The 20,116-nt window shown below is 70.4% G+C and carries 11 protein-coding genes; 2 read left to right on the top strand and 9 right to left on the bottom strand.

The window, feature by feature from the left end; genetic code table 11:
• Positions 1–117: 117 nt before the first annotated feature.
• The 9 genes from NRF20_RS39230 to NRF20_RS39270 all read right to left on the bottom strand — a co-directional run bounded on the left by NRF20_RS39230 (position 118) and on the right by NRF20_RS39270 (position 8,913).
• Positions 118–621: a cobalamin B12-binding domain-containing protein gene (locus tag NRF20_RS39230; RefSeq protein ID WP_398634854.1), complete on the bottom strand. Its 504-nt coding sequence runs from the start codon at positions 619–621 to the stop codon at positions 118–120.
• Positions 618–1,919: a type III PLP-dependent enzyme gene (locus NRF20_RS39235; protein ID WP_413754106.1), complete on the bottom strand. Its 1,302-nt coding sequence runs from the start codon at positions 1,917–1,919 to the stop codon at positions 618–620. The genes NRF20_RS39230 and NRF20_RS39235 overlap by 4 nt, the downstream gene beginning before the upstream one ends.
• Positions 1,916–3,445, bottom strand: coding sequence for an AMP-binding protein (locus NRF20_RS39240; RefSeq protein WP_413754656.1), 1,530 nt, complete (start codon positions 3,443–3,445; stop codon positions 1,916–1,918). The genes NRF20_RS39235 and NRF20_RS39240 overlap by 4 nt, the downstream gene beginning before the upstream one ends.
• Before the next feature lie 34 nt (positions 3,446–3,479).
• Positions 3,480–5,150: an AMP-binding protein gene (locus NRF20_RS39245; protein ID WP_413754107.1), complete on the bottom strand. Its 1,671-nt coding sequence runs from the start codon at positions 5,148–5,150 to the stop codon at positions 3,480–3,482.
• A 47-nt stretch (positions 5,151–5,197) separates the two neighbouring features.
• Entirely contained in the window at positions 5,198–5,449 is a 252-nt protein-coding gene (locus NRF20_RS39250; RefSeq protein WP_389986390.1) for a phosphopantetheine-binding protein, read from the bottom strand.
• A gap of 38 nt (positions 5,450–5,487) precedes the next feature.
• On the bottom strand, positions 5,488–6,435 hold the full coding sequence (locus NRF20_RS39255; protein ID WP_398634851.1) for an ACP S-malonyltransferase: 948 nt from the start codon (positions 6,433–6,435) through the stop codon (positions 5,488–5,490).
• A gap of 113 nt (positions 6,436–6,548) precedes the next feature.
• Positions 6,549–6,773: a ferredoxin gene (locus tag NRF20_RS39260; RefSeq protein ID WP_266430973.1), complete on the bottom strand. Its 225-nt coding sequence runs from the start codon at positions 6,771–6,773 to the stop codon at positions 6,549–6,551.
• Positions 6,770–7,975, bottom strand: a complete 1,206-nt coding sequence (locus tag NRF20_RS39265; RefSeq protein ID WP_398634850.1) for a cytochrome P450 — start codon at positions 7,973–7,975, stop codon at positions 6,770–6,772. The genes NRF20_RS39260 and NRF20_RS39265 overlap by 4 nt, the downstream gene beginning before the upstream one ends.
• The gene (locus tag NRF20_RS39270) at positions 7,972–8,913 is read right to left on the bottom strand and encodes a proline iminopeptidase-family hydrolase (protein WP_398634849.1); all 942 of its coding nucleotides are present in this window, start codon (positions 8,911–8,913) and stop codon (positions 7,972–7,974) included. Before NRF20_RS39270 ends, NRF20_RS39265 begins: the two co-directional genes overlap by 4 nt.
• Positions 8,914–9,213: 300 nt before the next feature.
• Here NRF20_RS39270 and NRF20_RS39275 point away from each other — a divergent pair, with 300 nt between their 5' ends.
• Positions 9,214–14,838: an SDR family NAD(P)-dependent oxidoreductase gene (locus tag NRF20_RS39275; RefSeq protein WP_413754108.1), complete on the top strand. Its 5,625-nt coding sequence runs from the start codon at positions 9,214–9,216 to the stop codon at positions 14,836–14,838.
• Between the two features lie 104 nt (positions 14,839–14,942).
• Positions 14,943–20,033, top strand: a complete 5,091-nt coding sequence (locus NRF20_RS39280) for a type I polyketide synthase (RefSeq protein WP_413754109.1) — start codon at positions 14,943–14,945, stop codon at positions 20,031–20,033.
• Positions 20,034–20,116: the final 83 nt, after the last annotated feature.

A 20,116-nucleotide genomic window follows, 5' to 3' on the forward strand; every position in this document is an offset into this window, starting at 1 on the left:
CGTCCGGTGCCAGGCCCGGCTCCGTACCGGCCGTCGCGGCAACTTTCGGCTCGGCACCGGCCCTGCCGGCGCCTCGCCGGGCCGGACCGTTCTCCGGCGCCGCAGCGAAGCGGTCGTTCACGACAGCGCTCTCTGCGGTATGCCACCGATGAAGCGTTGGAAGGCCGCGATCTCCTGCGCGCCGTCCTCGAAGACACTGTCGAAGCCCGCGGCGACCAGTTCCGCCACGAGCCCAGCGCCCTCGCCGCCGGAGATGCCGAGCTTCCCACCGATCACCGCGGGCAGCTGCGCCAGTCCACGCTCGTCGCGGAGCTTCCTGATGACGCGCAGACCGTCCTGGGCGCCGTGACCGTTGACGCTGCTCAGTACGAGCATGGCCGGCGCGCGCTCCAGGCATTCCTGCACGAGCAGCTCGTCCGGGACGCACGGGCCCAGATTCACCACGTCGTACCCCTGCTCCTCGATCAGCAGCTGCATGAACACCAGGTTCCAGGTGTGCGAGTCGGAAGCCAGCCCGCTGACCAGGACCGTCTGCCGGCGTCGCGCCGTGGCCACCGCTGCCGTGTTCGCCTCGGTGCCCGCCGGTCCCGGTCCTGTCAGCTGCCGCGCGAGTAGGGTCATGCCCGCCCTCCACCGACCGGTGCCGGGCCTTCCAACGGGGCCGACGGGGCCAGCGGTGTCAGCGGGACCCGGCTGTGCTCCAGCCGGGACGCGGACACCACCTCACCACCGCGCACCAGCACCTCGGCGGGAGCGGGCCGGCCCAGGAACATCAGGAGGCTCGCGGTGGGGCCGTACGCCCCGGCGTTAGGGATGGTGAGGATGTCGCCGACGCGCAGATTCGGCAGCTCCACCTGCCGGCCGAGCACATCGCCCGGCGTGCACAGCGGACCGACCAGACTGGCGCTCAGCCCTGTGCCGTCCTCGATCTCCGCGGCCTGCTCGGGCCCCTCCGGCTGGACCGCCACAGGCAGCAGCCGGCCCAGGCCCGACATCCCGCCGAAGGTGTTGATGCCGGCGTCCAGGATGACGAACGTACGGCCGCGGCTCTCCTTGATGTTGATCACCCGGGTCAGCAGCACACCGCTGTCGCCCACCAGATAGCGGCCGGACTCGCAGGCGAGGTGCGGTGTGCCCCGGCGCCAGTCGGGGAACAGCTCGTCCAGCGTGGTCTCCAGCCGCTCGCACAGCTTCTCGTACACCGGGCGCTCACCGGGCACGGCGTACGGTGCGGCGAACCCGCCGCCGATGTCCAGGAACCGCAGCGGCACCCCGTGTTCGCGCTCAAGATCGGCGGCGACCGACAACGTGTGCCGGAACTCCCCGACCAGGCTGTCCTCGTCCTTGGCATTGCTGAGCGGGAAGAAGTGCGCACCCGCGACCCGGGTGCCGGGCACCGCGCGCATTTTGGGCAGCACCTCGCCCAGCGTCTCGGTGTCGATGCCGAACTGCGAGGGCGTGCCGGTCATGCGGATGCTGGTGGTGGCGCTGGCCGAGGCGCTGTTGATGCGCAGCAGACAGTCGGCCACCACCCCCTGGACACCGGCGGCGGCGCCCACGTGCTCCAGGTCGGTGAGGGACTCCACCGAGAACAGCCGCACCCCGGCGCCGATGGCGTCGACCAGCTCGCCGTCCGTCTTGCCAGGACCGGTGTAAAGGATCTCCGCCGGATCGAACCCGGCCTCCAGTGCGGCGCCCAGCTCGCCCAGCGAGCTGATCTCGGCCCGGCAGACGCGCCCGTCGCCCGCGCCAAGGGCGCGCAGCACCTCCGGGTGCGGATTGGCCTTGACCGCGCTGAACAGACTGAACGGTTCAGGCAGAGCGTCGAACAGGTCCTGCCGCGCCGCGGCGACCCGGTCCAGGTCGTACACGTACAGCGGAGTGCCGTACCGCTCGGCCAGCTCGGTGTACCGAGTCACTGATCGCTCCCGTCGAGCAGCTCGGCGAGCCGCTTCTTCTCGTTCTTGCCGTGCAGGGTGAGGGGGAAATCGCTGAGTACCCGACAGGTCGCGGGAACCTTCTGCCGCTCCAGCCGGCCCGCCAGCTCGCGCAGGATCGCGTGTGGCGCGAGATCGGACTCCACGAACAGCGCCAGGTCGTGCCGGTCCGAGGGCGGCAGCGCCGCCGCCTGCCGCACGCCGGGAATGTCCATGGCGGCGGCCTCGATCTCGATGGTGCTCATCCGGATGCCCTTGCGCTTGAACATGTCGTCGCGGCGGCCCTGGAAGTACAGATAGCCGTCCTCGTCGAGAGAGCCGTAGTCCCCGGTGTGCAGCCGCAGCTCTCCGGAGGGCTCGTGGCGGCGGAAGTTGCGGGCGCTCACCTCCGGATTGCGCCAGTACCCGGGCATTACGTGCGGGCCCGCGGCGACGATCTCGCCGGACTCCCCGGCGGGCACGGGCTCGCCGTCCTCGCCCAGGATGAGGACCCGGGTGCCGGGCAGCGGCAGACCGACCGAGTCGGGCCGCTCGCGGTCCTGCTCCGGCGGCATGATGGAGACGCGCTTGCACTCGGTCTGCCCGAACTGGCGGACCACGCGCACACCGGGGAACGCGTCGCGCAGCGTCTCGATGGTCGGCTGGGGCAGCGCGGCACCGGTGTTGGTGAACATCCGCACCAGGGGCGCGGGATTCTCGGAGCGGCGCGCCAGCGTGGCGATCATGGTGGCCAGCGACGGCACGATCGGGACGACGGTGGCCCCGCTGTCCCTGATGGCGGACAGCAGCCGGAGGTCCGACTCGCCGTCGGCCAGCACGATTTCGCTGCGCCCGACCGCGCACATCAGGACCTTGTACAGGCCGTAGTCCCAGGACATCGGGAAGCGGCAGAACACCACGTCGTCGGGGCGGTAGCCGAGCACCTGGACCATCGACCGGGTGGCGAAGGTGATCTGCGCGTGCGGGCAGATCACCGCCTTCGGGGCGGCGGTGCTGCCCGAGGTGTAGACGAGGACCGCGGGCAGGTCCGGCGCGACGTCGACCGCCGTCTGCGGCCGCGGGCCCCGGTCGGCGATCTTCTCCACCTCGCTCCACACACCGCCGAACGGGTGGACGGGGGCCGTGGTGACCGTGCTGAGCGTCTCGTGCTGTCCCTCGGCGCCGATGACCAGGGCGGGCTCGGCGTTCTCCAGCACCGAACGCAGGTGGAATGCCTTCATGTTCGGGTTGAGCGGTACGAAGACGACTCCGCGCCGGGACGCGCCGTAGAACAGGGCGACCAGTTCCCGGTTGGTCGGCAGCTGTACGACCAGGCGATCGCCCGGTCCGATACCCTGCGCCTCCAGCCAGTCGGCGAAGGCACGGCTGTACTTGTCGAGACGGGCGTAGCTCCACTGCCCGTCGGCGTCGCTGACCGCCGCCGATGAGGGCGTGGAGGAGACGGCCTCGTCCAGCAGGGTGTGGACAAGGCTGCCATGACTGTGGCCGGGCACGGGGACCCCGTGCACCGCGCCGGAAGTGCTGTCCAACGCTCTTCTCCTGTCAGGTCGTCGGCGTGCTGGGCTTGCTGGACGTGCTGGTGGTCTCAGTGGTGGCGTCGGGGGCGCTGTGGGTACGGGACCCTCCCAGCCGCGCCTCGGCACGGCTTCGCAGTACACCCCGGTCGGTCTTCCGGTTGGAATTGAGCGGCAACTCGTCCAGCCGCCAGTAGTGCCTGGGCGTCATGCCCTGCGGCAGGACCGCCCGCAGCTGCCGGGCGAACGTGGCGGCGGGCACGGCCGAACCGGTGTAGAAGACCGCGAGTTCGGTGCCCGAAGCGCCGGCCACATCGACCGTGACCGCCTCGGTGACGCCCTCGCAGCCGCGCAGCGCGTGGTCGATCTCGGGGAGCTCCACGCGCCATCCTGCGATCTGCACCTGCGAGTCCAGCCGTCCCAAGTAGGCGAGTTCGCCGTCCTCGCCGATTCGCCTGACCCGGTCTCCGGTGCGGTACCAGGTGCGCTCGTCGTGCTCCAGGAAGCGGCCTTCGTTGTCAGCCGGATCCAGGTAGCCGCAAGTCATCTGAGGTCCCGTCACACACAACTCACCCTCATTGAGGGCGGGTTGTCCGCCTTCGTCGAGCAGGAGGTGGTCGTGTCCGTCGTTGACCCGGCCGATCGGCACCACACCGTTCACCGCGATCCCCGGGGAACGCTCCGGCTCCCACCGGTGCGCGGCGATCGTGATCGTCAGCTCGGTCGGTCCGTACAGGTTCTCCAGCGTCGAATGCGGCGCGGCCGTCTGCCAGGCGGTGGCGTCCTGACAGGTCAGTGCCTCACCGGCGAAGAAGCTCCAGCGCAGTCCGGACAGCGCGCCGGGAGCCAGCCCGCCGAGCCGGCGCACCAGCGGGATCGCGCTGGGCGTGGAGAACCACACCGTCGTCCGGCTCTCGGCCAGGAAGGTGGGCATCGCGCGGTACGCACCGGGCGGCGCCCACAGTGCGGTCGCCCCCGCACCCCAGGCGCAGAACAGGTCGAACATCGCGCAGTCGAAGTTGAGGTCGAAGGTCTGGGAGAAGACGTCCTGCGGCGTGAAGTCGTAGCGCTCGTCCTGGAGCCGGAAGTAGTGCGAGGCACTTCCGTGGCTGATCGGCACGCCCTTGGGGCGGCCCGTCGACCCGGAGGTGAACAACACGTACGCCGCGTCGGCCGGCCGCACCGGGCGCGGCTCGCTCAGCGCGCCGGCCGCTTCCGGGACGATCCGGTCGACACCCGGATGCGTACCGGGTCCGCAACCGGGCGCGAGGACGGGCAGTACGCCGTCGGGGCCACCGGTGTCGAGCGGCTCCTCGCCGTCCGGCCCGGGTGCCATCAGCTCCGGCAACTGCGCCCAGCCGGCCTCGTCGGCGATGACGGCGGACACCTGGGCGGCCCGCATCATGCGGCGGGTGCGCGCCGGGGGGAAGCCCGGTTGCAGCGGCACGACGGTGGCTCCCGCGTACAGCGCGGCGAGGATGCCGACGTACGCGTCGACTCCCTTCGCCGCCAGCACCGCCACGGTGCTCGGCGGTTTGCGCACCGCGCGCAGCAGCGCACCTGCCCAGACGAGCGCCCGCTCGTGCGCCTGCTCGTACGTGACCGAGTCGGCCCCGACCCGTACCGCGTCGTTGCGCGGCGCCAGGTCGACTCCGCGCAGAAAACGCCCGTGCAGCGCCTCTCCCACGGCTGCGTCCACTGCTCCTCCTTCGATGCTCGACCCTGTGGGTCCCGGGTGCCGCGGACTCAGGCGGCCTGCTCCTCGACCAGACCGGACAGCACCTTCCACAGCACACCGGGCGTCTGGAACGTCTCCTGGCCGAGTGCCTCGTCCTGGAACCGCACGTCGTACGTCTGCTCCAGCGCCGCGAGCAGCTCGACGATGCCGAGCGAGTCCAGGCCCAGGTCGCGCAGCGTGGTGTCCTCGGCGAGCTTCTCGTCGGCGCCGAGGAACGGCAGGAACCTGCGCAGCAGGTCCTCGAACTTCTGGTCCCACATGGTGAATTGCCTTTCGGGAGAGGTGAGAAGGGAACGGTTCAGGTACGTGCGGGCTGCGGCCTCGGCTGGAGAGCGACCCGCGGTGTGACCGGTACCACCTCGAAGTTGGACGTCGTGCGCCGTACCCGGCCGAAGAGACTGTCCTGACCGGCCACGCACACGACGCCGACGCCGGCTTCGCGCAGCGCGTCGACGACCGCGGGCCAGCGCATCGGGCGTACGCAGCTGTCCAGCAGCATGGTGCGCACCCCCTCACCCGTGGTGATCAGCGAACCGTCCTGATCCGCGACGACCGGGATCCGCGGGTCGGCGAAGTCCAGAGGCCCGAAGACCTCTTCCTGGGCGCGGGCGCGCAGTCCTCCGAACGCCGAGCAGTGCATCGGCGGCCGCATCGAGTACAGCGACAGGCCGCCCAGTGAACGCAGCCTGGGCTTCAGCCATTCGAGGTTGTGCTCGCGCAGCGTGAGCATGTAGAAGTCGTCGTCGATGTAGCAGGAGATCTCGTACGTCTCGCCGCGTTCGTCCAGCTCCGCCAGTACTTCGCGCAGCTTGTCCTCGGGCACCCGCACGAAGGAGTGGGTGACCAGGTCCTTGAACTCCGTACTGAAGTAGTCCTCCAGCAGGCGCGCGAATCCGGCGGTGGCGCGGACGGCGTCGGGGAAGTCCAGCGCGCCGCTGAACGCGGCGGCCGGCTTCTCGCCGAAGCTCGGCCCCGTGCACAGCTCGGCCTCGACACCCAGCGTGTGCCCGGCCCACTGGGCCAGCGCCAGCGAGTTGACCATGAACGCGACCTGGGCGTATTCGCTGTAGTCGCCCTCGGTCTGCCGGTAGCGGTCGACCAGCGAGTACCCGAGGACCTGGTCGGCGGCGGCGACCAGCTTCCGGGCGCAGGGGTTGATGACCATGAACTTCCCGACCTCCGCGAAGGGGGTGGGCCCCATGCCGGGGAAGATCATCGCGGTACCGGTCCGGGATGCGGTGGTCATGTGCACGGTCCCTTCGAGACGTACAGGCATACGGAGGCGCAGACGTTCAGTTGCGGGGGTGATGGAGCGGGCGGGGCGGACGGGTACGGGGAGCGGTGCCCGTACCCGTACCGCTACTCCTCGGGAGCGAGCAGCACGCCGGTGCTGGTGTCGTGCACCGTGATCGCGGACACCGGGCAGGTCTCCGCGGCGTCCAGCGCCGCCTCGTCGGGTTCCGTCGTCCCGACCCGCGGGTAGGACTTGCCGGACCGCAACTCGAAGTGGCCGGGCGCGTAATTGGCGCACACCGAGGCGCCGATGCAGGCCGTCCGGTCGACGGCGATGGCCCAACTGCTCACCAAGTCACTCGCAGCCGCTTCGGACCGCGCACCAGCATTCCCTGCTTCCAGACGACACTGTCCTCGACATCGGCGATGTTCAGGGTGGGGAAGCGCTCGATGAGGGTGCTCAGCACGCTCTGGAGCTCCATCCGGGCCAGCTGGGCGCCCAGACAGTGGTGCGGTCCGTGACCGAAGCCGATGTGCGGATTGTTCTCGCGCGTCACGTCGAGCCGCTCGGGGTCCTCGAAGATCTCGGGGTCGCGGTTGGCCGAGGCCACCGAACCGAGCACCGGTTCACCGGCCTTCACCGTGACATCGCCGAACCGGACGTCCTCCAGGGCGTACCTGGCGAACATCGCGGAGTAGTTCAGCGGGATCCAGCGCACCAGTTCCTCGACCGCCTGAGGCACCAACTCCGGCTTCGCGCAAAGCAGTTCCCACTGGTCGCGCTGGCTGAGCAGTGCGTAGAGGAAGTTGGGGATCTGCGAGGCGGTCGTCTCGGTGCCGGTGATGAGCAGGCCGCCGGTCACATGCATGACCAACTCCTCCTCGCTCAGCCGGTCGCCGTCCTCGTCACGCGTCTTGACCAGCGCGCCGAGCAGGTCCTCGGTGGGATTGCGCCGCCGCTCCGCGACCAGCTCGCCGATGTAGGCGAACAGCTCCTTGGCGTTGCGCTCCATCTCTTCCCACGGCAGCGCCGTCGTGGAGACCATCGCCTCGGACCAGACGCGCAGCTTGGGGCGGTCCGCCGCCGGCACACCCAGCATCTCGGAGATCACTGTCACCGGCACGGGGACGGCGAAGTTCTCCACCATCTCGAAGGGGCCGCCCTGCTCGACCATCGTGTCGGCCAGGCCGTCCACGATCCGCTGGGTGTCCGCGCGCATCAGCTCCACGCGGCGCCCGGTGAACGCCTTGGCGACCAGCTTGCGAAGCCGGGCGTGGTCCGGTGCGTCCATGCCGACCAGACCGTCGTCCAGGTGCTCGCCGGGGTGGGTGCGCGGCTGATTGCGCGTCCTGGCCATCGCCCGGCTGAAGCGGGGGTCGGCCAGGACGGTGCGTACGTCCTGGTAGCGCGTGGCCAGCCAGGCGGGTTCGCCGATCGGGAACTGCACCCGGCTCAGCGGTTCCTCCGTACGCAGCTTCGCGTACATGGGGTCGAGTATGAGCCGGTCCGGCTCGCTGAACGGATATGCACGAACCTCCTGAGCAGTGGTCACCCGCGTGCCTCATCCTTCAAGTTGTTGAGTTCTTGGTTTTCTTCGAGTTCCTTGAGAAAACCGACCATGACCGAGGTGAAACGCTCGGGCTCTTCGATGTGCGGCATGTGACTGGATTCCTCGAATATTTCCCAGCGTACTTTCGGTATGCGCTCGAAATAGGGTCGGACGGTGGCCGGCGTGGCCTCGTCGTAACGCCCGCTGATCAATAGGGTCGGTACTTCGATGTGCGGCAGCCGGTCTTCGACCGACCAGTCCTTGAGTGTCCCGATGACATGGAATTCATTGGGCCCGTTCATGGCGTGGTAGACGGTCGGATCGTCATTGATCTCCATGAAGGTGGCCAGATAGTCCCGGGGCCACGGAAGGACGCGGCACACATGACGGTCGTAGAAGACCCGCATGGCCGCGAAGTATTCGTCGGTGTCCGTGGTGCCCGCGGCCTCGTGCTGGAGCAGCGTCTCCTGCACCTCTGGCGGAAGCTGCTCCCTGAGCACCTTCATCTCCTGGAGCCACAGCGGCATCGACGCCGGTGAGTTGGCGATCACCAGGCCGCGTAGTCCGGCCGGTCGGTCGGAGGCATGGGCCGCGGCCAGCATCCCGCCCCAGGACTGGCCGAACAGAATGTAGTTGTCGGTCACCCCGAGGTGCCGCAACAGGTTGTCGAGTTCGTCCCGGAAGAGCTGGACGGTCCAGAAGTCCGCCCCGTTGTCCGGCAGCCGCGTCGACCCGCCGTTCCCCAGCTGGTCGTAGTGGACTACCGGCCGGCCGGCCTCCGCCAGGGCCGTCATGCTCAGCAGGTAGTCGTGCGTGCTGCCGGGACCACCGTGCAGTACGACGACGGGCGGCAGTCCGCAGCGGAGATCCCCGGTGACGCGGTACCAGGTCTTGTAATCGCCGAAGGGGGCGGTTCCTTTGGCGGTCGGTGTTGCGGGCATCTTCCCACCCCAGGTCAATGTTTCGCAGCCTTCAACGGGAAGAACGCTATAGCAGCGAGGTGGCCGGGCAGACCCCTAGCCCCCCCTATGAGCCCTTAGTTGAAGAACTTCTTCGCCGACCCCTGGATATGGTGGTTCACCAAGTGATTCTTAAGAGTGCCCATAACTTCGGTATTTGCGTAGGGGCCCCTGTCGGCGACCGCTAGTAGGGGTGGCTAGGGGGGGCTATGGGTGGTCGGCGGATGAGGGCCGCCCGTAGCGTTCGGATGGACAATCCGAACGGGTTCAGGGGGTTCTTGGGTGGAAAGCGAGAAGAAGCTTCTCGACTACCTCAAGCGAGCGACGGCCGATCTTCGGGAAGCACGCCGCCAGTTGCGCGAAGCCGAGCGCAGGGAACACGAGCCCATCGCGATCGTCGGCATGAGCTGCCGCTATCCGGGTGGCGTCACATCTCCCGAGGAGCTGTGGCAACTACTGGAAAGCGGCCGGGACGGAATCTCCGGATTTCCCGCCGGGCGTGGCTGGGACATCGAGGGACTGTATGACCCCGACCCGGACCAGCCCGGCAAGACCTATGCCCGTGAGGGCGGATTCCTGCACGACGCGGCCGACTTCGACGCCGAGTTCTTCGGCATCGGCCCGCGCGAGGCGCTGGCGATGGACCCGCAGCAGCGGCTGCTCCTGGAGGCCTCCTGGGAAGCACTGGAGCGCGCCGGGCTCGACCCGCACGCACTGCGCGGCAGTCGGACCGGTGTCTTCGCCGGAGTGATGTACCACGACTACGCCTCGCGCCTGTCCAGCATTCCGGACGAGGTGGACGGGTACATCGGCAACGGCAATTCAGGCAGCGTCGTGTCGGGCCGCGTCTCCTACGCCCTGGGGCTGGAAGGCCCGGCGGTGACGGTGGACACGGCGTGCTCGTCGTCGCTGGTGGCGCTGCACTGGGCGGTACAGGCGCTGCGCAACGGCGAATGCTCGCTGGCCCTGGCCGGCGGTGTGACGGTGATGTCGACGCCCGACACCTTCACCGAGTTCAGCCGGCAGCGCGGGCTCGCGGTCGACGGCCGCTGCAAGGCCTTCGCCGAAGCCGCGGACGGCACCGGGTGGGGCGAGGGTGTGGGTGTGCTGTTGGTGGAGCGGCTCTCCGACGCCCAGCGCAACGGCCACCGGGTGCTGGGAGTGGTACGGGGCAGCGCGGTCAACCAGGACGGGGCCAGTAGCAGTCTGACGGCGCCGAACGGCCCGTCGCAGCAGCGGGTGATCCTGCAGGCACTGACAAACGCGCGGCTGCGTCCGGCTGACGTGGACGCCGTGGAGGCGCACGGTACGGGTACGAAGCTCGGCGACCCGATCGAGGCGCAGGCGCTGCTGGCGACGTACGGTCAGAACCGCTCGGACCAGGGCCCATTGTGGCTTGGATCGGTGAAGTCGAATCTGGGTCATACACAGGCTGCGGCGGGTGTGGCCGGGATCATCAAGATGGTCATGGCGATGCGTCATGGCGTACTGCCCAAGACGTTGCATGTGGATGAGCCGTCGTCGAAGGTGGACTGGACGGTGGGGCGGGTGGAGCTGCTGACCGAGGCGGTGGCCTGGGACAGTGAGCGGCCGCGCCGGGCAGGAGTCTCGTCGTTCGGGATCAGCGGGACGAACGCGCACGTGATCATCGAAGAGGCGCCCCAGGAGGAGGCGGCCCCGGAGCGTCAGGATGCCGCTCAGCCGACGCTGCCACTGGTGCTCAGCGCGCGGAGTGAGGGTGCGCTGCGGGCACAGGCGGCCGGTCTGGTGGGCCTGCTGGAAGGGGCAAAGGCCCCTCATCCGGTGGATGTGGCCCTGGCCCTGGCCACGTCCCGTGCGCAGCTGGAGCGTCGTGCGGTGGTCACCGGTGCGGAGCGTGGGCAGTTGCTGTCCGGGCTACGGGCACTGGAGGCCGGCGAGGAGGCGGGTGTCGTGCGGGGCACGGAGGGAGAGGGGCGGCTGGCGTTCCTGTTCACCGGACAAGGTGCCCAACGTCCCGGTATGGGACGCGAACTCGCCGCGGCTTTCCCGGTGTTCGCGGCAGCCCTGGACGAGGTGTGCGGTCACCTGGACCCGCTGCTGGAACGGCCTTTGAGGGACGTGCTCTTCGCTCAGGAGGGTTCGGACCTGGCGGTGCTGCTGGACCGTACGGAGTACGCCCAGCCCGCCCTGTTCGCCATCGGGACGGCGCTGTTCCGGCTGGTGGAGTCGCTGGGGGTACGCCCCGATCTGCTGGCCGGGCACTCCATCGGCGAGATCAGCGCGGCGCACGCGGCCGGAGTGTTCTCGCTGGCCGACGCGTCTGCTCTGGTCGCGGCGCGCGGCCGCCTGATGCAGGCGCTGCCCGACGGCGGGGTGATGGCGGCCGTCCAGGCCACCGAGGACGAGATCCTCACCGTCCTCGACGGAGTCGAGGACGCGGCCATCGCCGCCGTCAACGGACCCCGCGCGATCGTGGTCTCCGGCACGGCAGCCTCCGTGGAGAAGGTCGTGGAGGCAGTACGGGCGCAGGGCGGCAAGACCTCGTACCTGAAGGTCTCACACGCCTTCCACTCCCCGCTGATGGACCCGATGCTGGACGAGTTCCGCACGGTGGTGTCGGGCCTCGCCCACAGCGAGCCCCGTATCCCGGTCGTCTCGAACGTCACCGGACGCACCGCCACGGCAGGGGAACTCACCTCACCCGACTACTGGGTGACCCACGTCCGCGAAGCCGTCCGCTTCAACGACGGCGTGCAGACCCTGGCCGGCGAGGGCGTCACGACGTTCCTGGAGGTCGGTCCGGACGCGGTCCTCACCGCCATGGCCCCCGACGCCCTCCCCGACGACACCTCGGCCACATTCATCCCGCTCCTGCGCCGCAACCGCCCCGAGGAGGCCGAAACCCTCACCGCCCTGGCCCGCCTCTGGACCACCGGCCACACCGTCAACTGGCCCGCCCTGCACACCGGCCGCCCCGCCCGCCCCGTCGACCTCCCCACCTACCCCTTCCAACACCAGCACTACTGGCTGGAGTCCACCCCCGACACCGGCGACGTCACCACCCTCGGCCAGGCCTCCGCCCGTCACCCCCTGCTCGGCGCCGTACTCCACCGCGCCGGTACCGACGAATCCATCCTCACCGGGCGCATCAGTACCCGCACCCACCCCTGGCTGGCGGACCACAGCATCATGGGCACCGTGCTCCTGCCCGGCACCGCTCTCGTCGAGCTGGCCATCCACGCCGGTGACCACACCGGCACCCCCCACCTCGAAGAGCTCACCCTCCAGGCGCCGTTCGTTCTCGCCCCGGAGCAGGCTCTCCAGCTCCAGATCGCGGTCGGGCCCCCTGACGCGTCCGCCCGCCGCACCCTCACCATCCACTCACGCCCGGACTCGGGCGACGTACCCAGTGATGCGCCCTGGACTCAGCACGCCCAAGGCACTCTCACTCCCCAACTCCCCTCGGTCGAGGCTGACTCCAGCTCCGATCTCAGCAACTGGCCGCCTCCCGGCGCCCAGCCCATCACGTTGCACGACACCTACGAAGACCTCGCCGCCCAGGGCTACCACTACGGCCCCGTCTTCCAGGGCCTCAAGGCCGCCTGGCGCGCCGGCAACGACATCTACGCCGAAGTCGCCCTCCCCCCGGAAGCTCACCAGGACGCCGGCGCCTTCGGCGTCCATCCGGCCCTGCTCGACGCCGCCCTCCACGCCAATCTCTTTGATGAGGGCGACAGCCAGGACAGTGCCGAAGGGCCGCGTCTGCCCTTCGCGTGGAGCGGCGTTTCGGTGCATGCGGCAGGTGCCACCTCACTGCGTGTACGCGTGACGTCCCACGGCCCTGACGAGGCGTCAGTACTGGCCGCGGACTCGACCGGTGCTCCGGTGATATCGATACGTTCGCTGGCCGCGCGTGCCGTCAGCGCCGAACAGCTGGCGGCGGCCGGTAGTGACGACGACGCACTGCTGCGGCCGAGCTGGGCCGAGCGGGCCGGATGGTCTCCGTCCGAGGAACCGGCCGGCAGCTGGGCGGTCATCGGCAGCAGCGAGGACGACCGGCTCGTGGCGGCTTTCGGCGCCGAGGCTCCGGTGTTCTCCGATCTCGCGGCACTCAGGGCGACGCCCGGCCCCGTACCGGACTTCGTGGCCCTCGCGTGCACAGGAGCCCTCGCGTGTACAGGAAGCGAGAATCACGGAACCGGTCTGCTGGACCGTATGCGCACCGCGACGGTCCGTGTGCTGGAGGCCGTGCAGGAGTGGCTGGCCGACCCGAGGTTCATCGACTCCCGGCTGGTGATCCTCACCAACGGCGCGGCCGGCCCCGGCGCCGAGCCCGGCACGGCCGTGGACCTGGTTCACGCTCCGTTGTGGGGCCTGGTGCGTTCCGCACAGGCCGAACACCCCGGCGGGAGGCTGCTGCTCCTCGACTGGGACGGCACCCCGCCCTCCGTGCAGCTCCTGCGATCTGCTGCAGCCACTGACGGAACCGAACTCGCTCTGCGTGACGGCAAGTTGTGGGAACCGCTGCTCGTAAGAGAGCAGCAGAGCGCAGTCGAAGCCATCGGTGCGCCCTGGGGGGATCCGGAAGGCACCGTACTGATCACGGGCGGAACCGGCGGCCTCGGTGCCGCTGTCGCCCGCCACCTGGCCACGCGGTACGGCGCCCGTCGGCTGCTGCTGGTCAGCCGTCGCGGTGAGAAGGCGCCCGGTGCTCATGAACTTGCGCAAGAACTGGCCGAGTTCGGGACCGAAGCGGTACCGGTGGCATGTGATGTCGCGGACCGCGCCGCACTGGAGAAGCTGCTCGCCGAGATCCCGTCCTGTCACCCCCTCACGGCTGTGATCCATACAGCAGGTGTGGCTGACAACAGCCTGATCGAGACGCAGACCGCGCGAAGCGTGGACTCGGTACTGCGTCCCAAGGCGGACGCAGCCTGGCATCTGCACGAGCTGACGCAGCATCAACCACTTGCCGTCTTCGTGCTGTTCTCCTCCACTGCGGGTCTCTTCGTCGGTGCCGGACAGGCCAACTACGCCGCCTCGAACGTTTTCCTCGATGCCCTCGCCCGCCACCGCAGGACCCAGGGCCTGCCTGCTCTCTCCCTCGCCTGGGGCCTGTGGGCCGAGACCCAGGGCATGGCGGGCCGGCTGGTCGAGGCCGATCTGGAGCGGATACGGCGGATGGGCATGCGCCCGCTGCCCACCGGCCGGGCGCTGGCCCTGCTGGACTCGGCCATGGCTGTCGACGCCCCGGTGCTCGTACCGGTCGGGCTGGAGGCGGCAGTGCTGCGCTCGCCGGGCGGACCGGTGCCCGCGCTGCTTCGTACGCTCGTACGCAACCCGATGCGCCGCGCCGTCCCGGCCGCGGCGGCAGCGGCCCCTGCGGCGGCCGCCGAAGCGCTCTCGCTGCGGCTGTCCGGCCTGTCGCAGGCCGACCGCGACCTCCTCCTCCTCGATCTGGTCCGGGACAACGCGGCAGCGGTGCTCGGTCATGGAAGCGGCCAACACATCGACCCTGAGCGGGCGTTCAAGGACATCGGCTTCGACTCACTGGCGGCCGTCGATCTGCGCAACCTGCTGGGCGCGGCCACCGGCCTGCGGCTGCCGGCGACCCTCGTCTTCGACTTCCCCGCGCCGGCCGTGCTGGCCGCGCACCTGGCGGCCGAGCTCGTACCGGCCCTTTCCTCGAGACAGTCGCTGTTCGCCGAGATCGACCGCCTGGAATCGGCTCTGCTCGCCTCGCCCCCGGACGAGGGCGAGCACGACGGGGAGCATGCGGAAGTCGCCGCGCTACTGGACACACTGGTACGTAAATGGCGGGACCGGCGCGGTGCGGGGCAGGACGCCGTAGTCCGTACGGACTACGAGTCGGCCACCGACGACGAGCTGTTCGCCGCTCTGGACGGTGAAATCGGACTCCCGTAGCAGGAGCCGGGCCGACGCCGACGGCACCGACGGCCCGGATTCCCTCCCCGTATCCCCGATCCGCCCGCCCCGGCTCGACAGACCTCAGATTGGCTCAGACACCGATGGCGAACGACCAGAAACTGCGTGAGTACCTGCGGCGTGCGACGGCGGACCTCCAGGAGACCCGCCGCCGTCTGCGCGAGGTGGAGGACGGCAAGCATGAGCCGATAGCGATCGTCGCCATGGGCTGCCGCTACCCGGGCGGCGTCACATCTCCCGAGGACCTGTGGCGGGTGGTGGACGAAGGCACCGATGTGGTCGGTCAGTTCCCCACCGACCGCGGCTGGGACATGGACTCGCTGTACGACCCCGCGCCGGGCCGCCCCGGCCGCAGCTATGTGCGCGAGGGTGGATTCCTGTACGACGCCGCGGAGTTCGACCCGGTGTTCTTCGGCCTCAGCCCCAGGGAGACGCCGGAGACGGACCCCCAGCAGCGGCTGCTGCTGGAGACCAGCTGGGAGGCGTTCGAGCGCGCGGGCATCGACCCGGCCACGCTCAAGGGCAGCAGGACCGGGGTGTTCGCCGGCCTGATGTACCACGACTACGCCGGCGGCAGCGCGGCCGGCAGCCTCGTGTCCGGCCGGGTCGCCTACACCTTCGGCTTCGAGGGCCCCGCGGTGACGGTCGACACGGCGTGCTCGTCCTCGCTGGTGGCGCTGCATCTGGCCGCGCAGGCGCTGCGCAACGGCGAGTGCTCGCTGGCGCTGGCCGGCGGCGTGACCGTGATGGCCGGACCGGAGATGTTCATAGAGTTCAGCCGGCAGCGCGGGCTCGCCTCGGACGGGCGATGCAAGTCCTTCGCCGGCGCGGCGGACGGCGCGGGCTGGTCCGAGGGCGTGGGCGTGCTGCTGGTGGAGCGTCTCTCGGACGCGCGGCGCAACGGGCACCCCGTACTGGCAGTCGTACGCGGCTCCGCCGTGAACCAGGACGGCGCAAGCAACGGCCTCACCGCCCCCAACGGCCCCGCCCAGCAGCGCGTCATCCGTCAGGCCCTCAACAACGCGGGACTCACCACCAAGGACGTCGACGCGGTCGAGGCACACGGCACGGGCACCGTACTCGGCGACCCCATCGAGGCGCAGGCGCTCCTCGCCACCTACGGCCAGGACCGCCCTGCCGAAAGCCCCCTGTGGCTCGGCTCGGTGAAGTCGAACATGGGGCACGCGCAGGCCGCCGCGGGCGTCAGCGGCGTCATCAAAATGGTGCAGGCGATTCAGCACCAGGTGCTGCCCCGCACACTGCACGTGGACGAGCCGACACCGCAGGTCGACTGGACCTCCGGGAACGTACGGCTGCTGACCGAGCCGGTCGCCTGGCACAGCGACGCGCCGCGCCGGGCGGGCGTCTCCTCCTTCGGGCTCAGCGGTACGAACGCGCACATCATCATCGAGGAAGCGCCCGCCGAAGCCGCGTTTGAGGCATCCGAAACAGCTGAACCGTCCGGAGCGCCCACGGCCCCCGCTGAGCCGCAGGTGCTTCCGTACCTGCTGTCGGCGCGCGACGAACGGGCGCTGCGCGAGTCGGCAGGCCGGCTGCGTGCCCACCTCACCGCCGACGGCCGCGACACGGCCGCGGACGTCGCGTTCTCGCTGGCCACCACCCGGGCCGTCTTCGATCAGCGGGCTGTCGTCGTCGCGGACGACCACGACAGCCTGCTGCGCCGGCTGGACGCACTGGCCGCAGGCGACGACAGCGCGGGACTGGTATTCGGTACGCCGCAGGGACCGGGCGGGCGCACCGCCTTCATGTTCACCGGCCAGGGTGCCCAACGCCTCGGCATGGCAAAAGGGTTGTACGCCTCCCAGCCCGCTTTCGCGGCGGCGCTCGACGCGGTCTGCGCAGAGCTGGACCCGAGGCTGGAGACACCCGTCCGTGACGTGATGTGGCGGTCCAAGGACGAGCGGGGTGCGGAAGAACTGGACCGTACGGGCTACGCGCAGGCCGCACTCTTCGCGGTCGAGGTGGCACTGTTCCGTCTGCTGGAGAGCTGGGGGATACGCCCCGACCTGCTGATCGGTCACTCGATCGGGGAGATCGCAGCGGCGCACGCCGCGGGTGTGTTCACCCTGGCGGACGCCTGCGCGCTGGTGGCGGCCAGGGGTCGGCTGATGCAGGAACTGCCCGCCGGCGGCGCCATGGTCGCCGTCGAGGCGTCCGAGGAGGACGTACTCCCACTGCTCGGCGAAGGGGAACGGATCGGCGTGGCCGTCGTCAACGGTCCGTCGGCCGTGGTGCTCTCCGGCGACGAGGATGCCGTCCTGCACGTCGCGGAACAGCTCCGGGAACAGGGCCGCAAGACATCACGACTGCGCGTCAGCCACGCCTTCCACTCGCCCCGCATGGACCCGATGCTCGCGGACTTCCGTAAGATCGTCGCGGACCTCCCGATGCACGCACCGCAGCTCCCTGTCGTCTCCAATCTCACCGGAAAGCTTTACACCGAGGGCGAGTTGACCTCCGCCGACTATTGGGTGCGGCACGTACGCGAGACGGTCCGCTTCAGCGACGGCATCGCCACCCTGCGCGAAAACGGCGTCAGCACCTTCGTCGAGCTGGGTCCCAGCGCCACCCTCACCGCCCTCGCCCAGCAGTGCGTGACGGACGAAGCCGACTCCCGGAGCACCGCCTTCGTACCGGTGCTGCGCGCCGACCGCCCCGAGCCGCAGTCGTTGACCACCGCGCTCGCCGAACTGCACGTACGCGGTACGGCGGTCGACTGGCCCGCGGTCGCCGCGGGCTGGGGCGGGCGCAGGGTGCAGCTGCCCACCTACCCGTTCCAGCGGCAGCGTTACTGGTGGGAGAACGACGCCTTTGACGCCTCCGGTACAACGGTCCGGTCCACGCCCGGCAGCGCGGGCGCCCCGGCCTTCTGGGACGCCGTGGAACGCACCGACACCGGCGCACTCGCCGAGGCACTGCACGCGGACAGCGACGCCCAGCGGGAATCGCTGGACGTCGTGCTGCCCCTGCTCGCGTCCTGGCGCTCGCACCGGGTGAAGGAGGCGACCGCCGACGCCTGGAGCTACCGGATCGACTGGCTGCCCCTCCCTGAACCCGCCCGGGACACCGCGGCCGCGGCAGGCACCTGGCTCGTCCTGGCACCGGAGGGAGCAGCCGCCGGCCGCTGGGCAGAGCGGCTCGGTGAGGCGCTGCACGTCCGGGGCGCGCAGCCACACCTCATCACGGTGGACGCCGCCGAACTGGCCTCCCTCGCCGGCGAAGGGGACCCCACCGGCACCGCCGAGGCACGGACCGCGCTCACGGACCGGCTGCGTACCGAGTCCGAAGCGGGCTCACCGGTACGCGCGGTGCTCTCCCTGCTTGCTCTCGCCGACCCGTACGGCCTGACCGCCACCGTCGCACTCGCCCAGGCGCTGGGCGACGCCGCGATCGATGCGCCGCTGTGGTGCCTGACCAGCGGCGCGGTCGCGGTGGGCGGGGCGGAGGAACTGCCGAACCCGGAGCAGGCCCAGGTATGGGGACTCGGCAGGGTCGTAGCCTTGGAACAGCCGCAGCGCTGGGGCGGCCTGATCGACCTGCCGCCGACGGCCGACGAGCGTACGGCCGCCCGGCTGGTGTCCGTACTGGCAGGAGGCGCCGCCGACCAGGGGGCCGGAGCGGAGGACCAGATCGCGGTGCGCGCCTCGGGAACCTTCGGCCGCCGACTCGTGCACGTCCCCGCCGACACGACCATCGCGGGCACCGGGAGCAGCGGCAGCGGCGACACGGACACGCACGGCGACGACGAGGCCGCGACCGAGGGCGACACCGCCGCCGCAGGGAACTGGACGCCGCACGGCACCGTCCTGGTCACCGGCGGCACCGGCGCACTCGGCGCGCACGTCGCCCGCTGGCTCGCCCGACGCGGCGCCGCCCATCTCGTACTGACCAGCCGCCGTGGCCCGCAGGCACCGGGCGCCGAGGAACTGACGGCCGAACTGACCGCGCTCGGAGCCCGGGTCACCGTGGCGGCCTGCGACGTCGCCGACCGTACGGCCCTCGCCGCGCTGCTCGAAGGCCTGCCCGACGACCAGCCGCTCACCGCCGTCATGCACACCGCCGGCGTGCTGGACGACGGCGTGCTGGAGTCCATCACCCCCGAGCGGCTCGCCGGCGTACTGCGCCCGAAGGTGGAGGCGGCCCGGCATCTGCACGAGCTCACCAGGCACCACGGACTGACGGCGTTCGTCACCTTCTCCTCGATCGCCGGACTGCTCGGCAGCGCGGGACAGGGCAGCTATGCCGCCGCGAACGCCTACCTGGACGCACTCGCCCAGCACCGCCGGGCCCTGGGCCTCGCGGCCACCTCGGTGGCCTGGGGACCCTGGGACGGCGGCGGCATGGCGGGCGAGGACGCCTCGCAGGACCGCTCCTGGTGGCGTGGCCTGGCCCCGATGGACGCCGAACTCTGCCTGACGGCCCTTCAGCGGGCCCTGGACCGGGCGGCGACCTGCGTCGGTGTACTGGACGCCGACTGGCCGCAGCTCGCGGCCGGTTTCACGGCGACCCGGTCCAGCCCGCTGATCGCAGGCCTCCCCGAGGTACGCACCGGTGCCACCGCGGCCGGCGGCGCCGGCGGGCCAGCGAGCCCGTCCGAAGCGGCTTCGGACCTGGTCGTCCGGCTGTCCGCCCTGCCCGAGAGCGAGCAGCGGCGCGAAGTGCTGGACCTGGTACGCGGACAGGTGGCGCTCGTCCTCGCCTACGACAGCACCAGCGGGGTGCAGTCCAGCCGCGCCTTCAACGAGCTCGGATTCGACTCGCTCACCGCCGTCGAATTCCGCAACAGGCTGAGCACCGTCACGGGTCTTAAGCTCCCGGCCACGCTGCTCTTCGACTACGCGAACCCCGACGTGCTGGCCGGGCATCTGCACGGCGAACTGTGCCCGAGCGGAGCAGCCCCCGCCGTACCCGTACTGGCGGAGCTGGAGCGCATCGAATCCGTGGCGGCGGCCCTCTCCGTGGAGGAGATCGAACGCAGCCGGATCAGCCACCGGCTCCAGGATCTCGTCACCCGGCTCAACGCGCGAATCAACGACGGCGACGACGCGGGGAACACCGAGCCGGCAGACGGTCCCACCGTCGCCGACCGCCTCGGCGCCGCGTCGGCCGAGGACGTCTTCGACTTCCTCGACAAGGAACTCGGGCTTTCCTGACCCGCTGATCCGCCCCAGCCCCCTTCTGCTCATTCACCCCACTTCCCGAACCTCCCGCATGCGCAGTTCCCGGGAAACGACAC

The organism is Streptomyces sp. R-74717 (genome assembly GCF_047305335.1).
Classification (GTDB): Bacteria; Actinomycetota; Actinomycetes; order Streptomycetales; family Streptomycetaceae; genus Streptomyces; species Streptomyces atratus.

What these genes read in the sequence shown, in the direction of transcription:
- NRF20_RS39250 (WP_389986390.1), bottom strand. Translation starts at nt 5,449, where the DNA reads ATGTGGGACCAGAAGTTCGAGGACCTGCTGCGCAGGTTCCTGCCGTTC.
- NRF20_RS39255 (WP_398634851.1), bottom strand. Translation starts at nt 6,435, where the DNA reads ATGACCACCGCATCCCGGACCGGTACCGCGATGATCTTCCCCGGCATG.
- NRF20_RS39230 (WP_398634854.1), bottom strand. Translation starts at nt 621, where the DNA reads ATGACCCTACTCGCGCGGCAGCTGACAGGACCGGGACCGGCGGGCACC.
- NRF20_RS39280 (WP_413754109.1), top strand. Translation starts at nt 14,943, where the DNA reads ATGGCGAACGACCAGAAACTGCGTGAGTACCTGCGGCGTGCGACGGCG.
- NRF20_RS39270 (WP_398634849.1), bottom strand. Translation starts at nt 8,913, where the DNA reads ATGCCCGCAACACCGACCGCCAAAGGAACCGCCCCCTTCGGCGATTAC.